Genomic DNA, 4,818 nt, shown 5'->3' with positions numbered 1-4,818 from the left:
AGGTTCATGTTTAAAGAAATACGTTTAATATATTATATACATGGCATATTAAATTTTCATAATATCCAGTAGGCGCAAGCCTGGTGTGAAACTCGAAATATTGAGCGCCACATCAATGTTACTATTCTCAGAGATATTGAATCTCTAAATGAGGAAGGTATTATGAATAAAATTACACTTATTTCTTTAATTGCATGTGCATTGGCAGCACCATCTGTGATGGCAGAACCATCTGGGCCTGTTGGGGGGGTAATAAAATTCGACGGGCTCGTTGTTGCAAACTCATGCATCATAGACAATGGTGATGAAGATAAAACAATTAAATTGGCACATGTAATAAATACAGAAATCAATTCAGATGATGCTGTAAAAGTAAAAGATTTTTCCATCAAGGTTAAAAATTGTTACGTTGCTAATAATGCAGCACCTGAGCTTTATTGGAGCTACGCAGGAAGGGTGGATTCTAAGGGGTACATGTTACACCGGGATGAAAACTCAGGGAGTAATGCCGCTCTGGTATTAATGAATAGTTCAGGTGGAAAAATCGATATGCGTAAATCAGGGGAAGGATTTACTCCAGGTGAAATTAATCGTGGTAATTATTCGCATGGAGAGAAATTAACCTATAACTTTAAGGTGGGTTATATTAAATCTTCTGACTTGAGCAACGACCTTGTCACGCCAGGTCCTATTTTGACACAGGCAAACTATACCGTTCAGTATAAATAATTACAAAATGCCATAGTGCTTGTTGCTATGGCATTAACTCTAACAGAGGTTTAAATGAAGGTTTTAACTTCATTATTAGCACTACTATGTGCATTTAATGCCTGTGCCAATAACATTATCGTTAATGGTACGCGTTTTATCTATCCCGAGAATACCAGTGAAATTACGGTACAAATGACCAATACAGGAAGAACGCCTTCATTAGCGCAGATCTGGCTGGATGAAGGTGATGCGGAAGTCGTACCTGAAGCGATTACCACCCCCTTTATTATTTCACCACCGATTGTGCGCGTCGATGGCGGGAACGGCCAGTCAGTAAGAATTAAGAAAATTGCCGACCACGTTATTACCGTTACCGATAGAGAGTCACTGTGGTGGCTGAATATACTGGACATCCCTTCGGTTGATAAAACTAAAATAGTTGATAATGCAGGAATGTTAAATCTTGTTATTCGTTCGCGATTTAAATTTTTCTGGCGCCCAGTCGGGTTAGGGGAAAGAAGTGGGGCGGAGAACAAGTTAACACTACAGGTCAAACACAATGGCCTTACGTTAATTAACCCGACTCCATTTTTCCTGACGGTTTCAGATATTCGCACGCTGTCAGATAAGGGAATACTGGAAGATAGCGTGATGATCGATCCTAAAAGCAGTAAAGATGTATTAATAAAGCAGAAAGTCAAAGAGGGAGAGCCTCTGTTACTTAAGGCCGTAAATGATTATGGCGGTGAGGTGGAAATCAAAGTTGTGGCGAAAAAATAAAAAAAGGAACCAGTATGCTTTGGTGTAAACGGAATTTCTTGCAAAGAAAATTAACAATAACCTCGCTATTATTTTTACCGGGATCATTTGTCTCTTTTGAACTGCATGCCGAAAATAATACGCGCTACGAATTTAATAACGCCATATTAATGGGGAATGCTAAAAATAATGACCTCAGTTCGTTCAATATCGCAGGGTTAGCCCCTGGAAGTTACCTTGTTGATATCTATGTAAATGACAGCTGGCGTGGCTACCAGGAACTGGTCTTTACAAAAAATGCGCAGGGTGAATTGGTCAGTTGCTATTCCGCGCAACTTTTAAATAATCTCGGCATTAATCCACAGAAGATGAACAAACTGCTGGCGGAACAAGCCGGTTTTTGTGGCAGTATCGCTCAATGGGACACCACGGGTAACGCCAGTGAAAGGCTTAATAGTGGCCAACTCGATTTACGCCTGAACATCCCGCAGGCTTATCTTGAGCAGAGCGACAGCAATTATATTCAACCTGAATTATGGCAAGCCGGCATCCCGGCAATCAGTGTGGGTTACAACGCTGACTATTACAGCGCACAACAGCGGGGTGACGACAGAGGTAGTACCGATAGCGCTTGGCTGGGGATGGATGTTCGCGGTAGTGCCGGTGGCTGGCTGATGGAACATTTGGGCAGCCTCGACTGGGACAGTCGCTCAGGCAAGCACTATTCCAGTAACCGCACAACGCTAAAACGCCCCATCGTCGGCTGGAAATCGATGCTCAGTGCCGGGCAATTCTATACCGATAGCCAGATGTTCGATGGGATTAGCCTGCTCGGGCTTTCCCTGGAATCTGAAGACCAGATGCACCCGGATAACACCTTAAACTGGGCACCGGTTATCCGCGGTGTGGCGGAAACCAATGCCCGCATCACCGTGACTCAGGATGGGCGAACCCTGCACCAGGCGTCGGTTCCGGCGGGGCCATTTGCAATAGATTCTATCCTGCCTGCGAACACTGGTGGTGAACTGCTGGTGACGGTGCAAGAGTCTGATGGCCGTATCCGCCGTTTTTCCGTTCCTTATTCCACGGTGCCACAACTACTCAAACCCGGTGTTGCACGCTACAGCCTTTCTGCAGGGGCGGTGGATGAAAGTGGTAATGACCAGGATCCGCTTGCCGCGCAGGTCTCCTGGCAATATGGCGTGAATAACTATTTGACGTTTTACAGCGGAGCGTCTGGGTTTGAAGATTACCAATCCGCACTGCTTGGCAGTGGTTTTAATACTCCGCGGGGGGCCATTGCCGTGGATATTACCCAGTCACGGTTTAACTTTGACGAACGGTTTTATCAGGGACAGCAATACCGGGTTACCTATAATCGAACGCTTCCCATGTTGCAGACCACGTTATGGTTTGAGACGAAATTTAATTCGCAGCACTATTATGGGCAACGGGATGCTCTTGATGAATGGGATGCAAATAGTGACTACCGGGTATTACGCGAAAAAAATTCTTATAGCCTCAGCATGAATCAACCTCTGACTGAGCAACGGGGATCGTTTTATTTATCTGGATCTATCAAGACCTATTGGCAACAGCAGAATAACTATCGCCAATATGCGGTTGGTTATACTAACAACTGGCGCAATCTGACATGGAGCATTTCAGCGCAACGCTTCTGGAATGAAGATGAATTTGGCACAGCTACCAAAGACGATCAGATAGCGCTGATGTTTAGCTATTATTTGCCGCGATCTAATTCAGGCTATACGCAAATTTCTTCTGAGACTTACAGCAATAATGGCAAAGCGCACAACAGCCGTTTAGGGTTTACCACCTCAGCAGACAATGAGAATAATCTCATCTGGGGAGCCAATACCAGTTATGCTCGTGGTGGCGATATGGACTGGGGGGTCAACGGCAATTATCGCTCCCCACTGACCACGATGAACGCAACATGGAGCCAGGGGAGTTCGTGGCATCAAGCCAGTGCCGGGCTGAGCGGCTTACTGGTGGCTCACGCAGGCGGCGTGACTTTATCGCCCGAACGTTCGGACACCGTCGCGCTGGTCTATGCACCAAATGCCGAAGGGGCTCATATTGATGGTGTGCCGGGTACCCGCTTTGACAGCAATGGTTATGCCATCATGCCGTGGTTACGGCCCTGGCGCGTTAATGACATCATCATTGACCCTAAAGGTGCTGATGACGGGATCACTTTCGCGAAAACGCAAAGTAAGGTCGCCCCATATCAGGGGAATGTGGTCTCTGTTGTTTTCGAAACAAAACTGAATCGCCAACAAATTATTCGTCCACAACTGCAAGGCAAACAAACGCTACCGTTTGGCGCAACGATTCGTGATAACGCCAATAACCATGTCGGTTATGTCGGACAGGGTGGATTGCTCTATATCGACGAAACCACTTCACCAGAAGTATTTATTCCCCTGGAAAAGGGAAAGTGCACCGTTGTGCTTAAAACGCAGGAGGCAACATGTCGGTAATACGTTCGGCTTTACTTTTAGTGGGATTGCTTCCTGTGGGTTTTAATGTCAGTGCCAACTGTAATATGAGTAGCCAAAAAATCATTGCCGCACCGGAAACGATAGTCATGAAGCGAGCGGTTCAGTCAGGTGCAGTGTTACACTCACGAACCTATAGAGTACAGAATATACCCTCGCCGAACTGCTCAGGGAGTGTTGCTTTTAGCGCACAAATTGTCGGTGATAAATCGGCATTAATATTACCTGGTGTATTACGCAGCAACGTAAAAGGAGTTGGGGTTAAAGTTTCGCTGGAATTGTCAAGCGGGCGTATTATCCTGTGGCCTTCTGAATTCAGTGCCGCGTTAGATGAATTAAAGGGCAGTAAAATCACCATTGAACTGATCAAAACTGATGACAATATCAATGTGGGTGCCTTGCCTGGTAATATCAATTTGCAAATCAAAAGTGAACATCAGTCATTACCAGTTATTGATATCAATTTACCTGCCACGTATATCAATTTACTGAATCATTCTTGTTGGGTGAATAACAAACGCGCTAACAAAGTCAATTTATCTGATGCCGCATTGAAAAATTTCACACAACCGGGAAGTGTAGCAGGGATAAAGCCTTTTGATGTTAAATTTATATGTGATGGTGGGGGAGGGGCAGTCAGGAATGTGGATATTAACTGGTGGGGGATTCAGACAGCCGAAAATAGATCTTACGGTGTTTTACGCAATCAGGACGAATCAGGGGCTCAAGGCATTGGAATTCAGATGTTAGATGAAAATAAAAAACCAGTGAATTTTGATTCGCGCAAAGAGTTTGCCCTGAAGAATCTTGGGGAGGGACACTACGC

Annotated in this window: 4 protein-coding genes; all 4 read left to right on the top strand. The window is 45.1% G+C overall.

The features are described 5' to 3' along the window. Positions 1-162: 162 nt before the first annotated feature. Positions 163-729, top strand: coding sequence for a fimbrial protein (locus tag MES37_RS23515; RefSeq protein WP_064547141.1), 567 nt, complete (start codon positions 163-165; stop codon positions 727-729). Between the two features lie 54 nt (positions 730-783). Continuing rightward, complete coding sequence (locus MES37_RS23510; protein WP_064547139.1) at positions 784-1,491, top strand: fimbrial biogenesis chaperone; 708 nt, start codon at positions 784-786, stop codon at positions 1,489-1,491. Positions 1,492-1,529: 38 nt separating this feature from the next. Continuing rightward, a complete protein-coding gene (locus MES37_RS23505; protein WP_237932745.1) occupies positions 1,530-3,974 on the top strand; it encodes a fimbria/pilus outer membrane usher protein in 2,445 nt (814 codons plus the stop codon). After that, the coding region (locus MES37_RS23500; protein WP_237932744.1) for a fimbrial protein at positions 3,965-4,818 on the top strand (854 nt) is incomplete at its 3' end. The genes MES37_RS23505 and MES37_RS23500, both read left to right, overlap by 10 nt.

The sequence above is a fragment of the Buttiauxella sp. S19-1 genome, from assembly GCF_022134725.1.
Taxonomy (GTDB): Bacteria; Pseudomonadota; Gammaproteobacteria; order Enterobacterales; family Enterobacteriaceae; genus Buttiauxella; species Buttiauxella ferragutiae.
This window is presented reverse-complemented; position numbering and strand designations above follow the sequence as displayed.

What these genes read in the sequence shown, in the direction of transcription:
- MES37_RS23515 (WP_064547141.1), top strand. Translation starts at nt 163, where the DNA reads ATGAATAAAATTACACTTATTTCTTTAATTGCATGTGCATTGGCAGCA.
- MES37_RS23510 (WP_064547139.1), top strand. Translation starts at nt 784, where the DNA reads ATGAAGGTTTTAACTTCATTATTAGCACTACTATGTGCATTTAATGCC.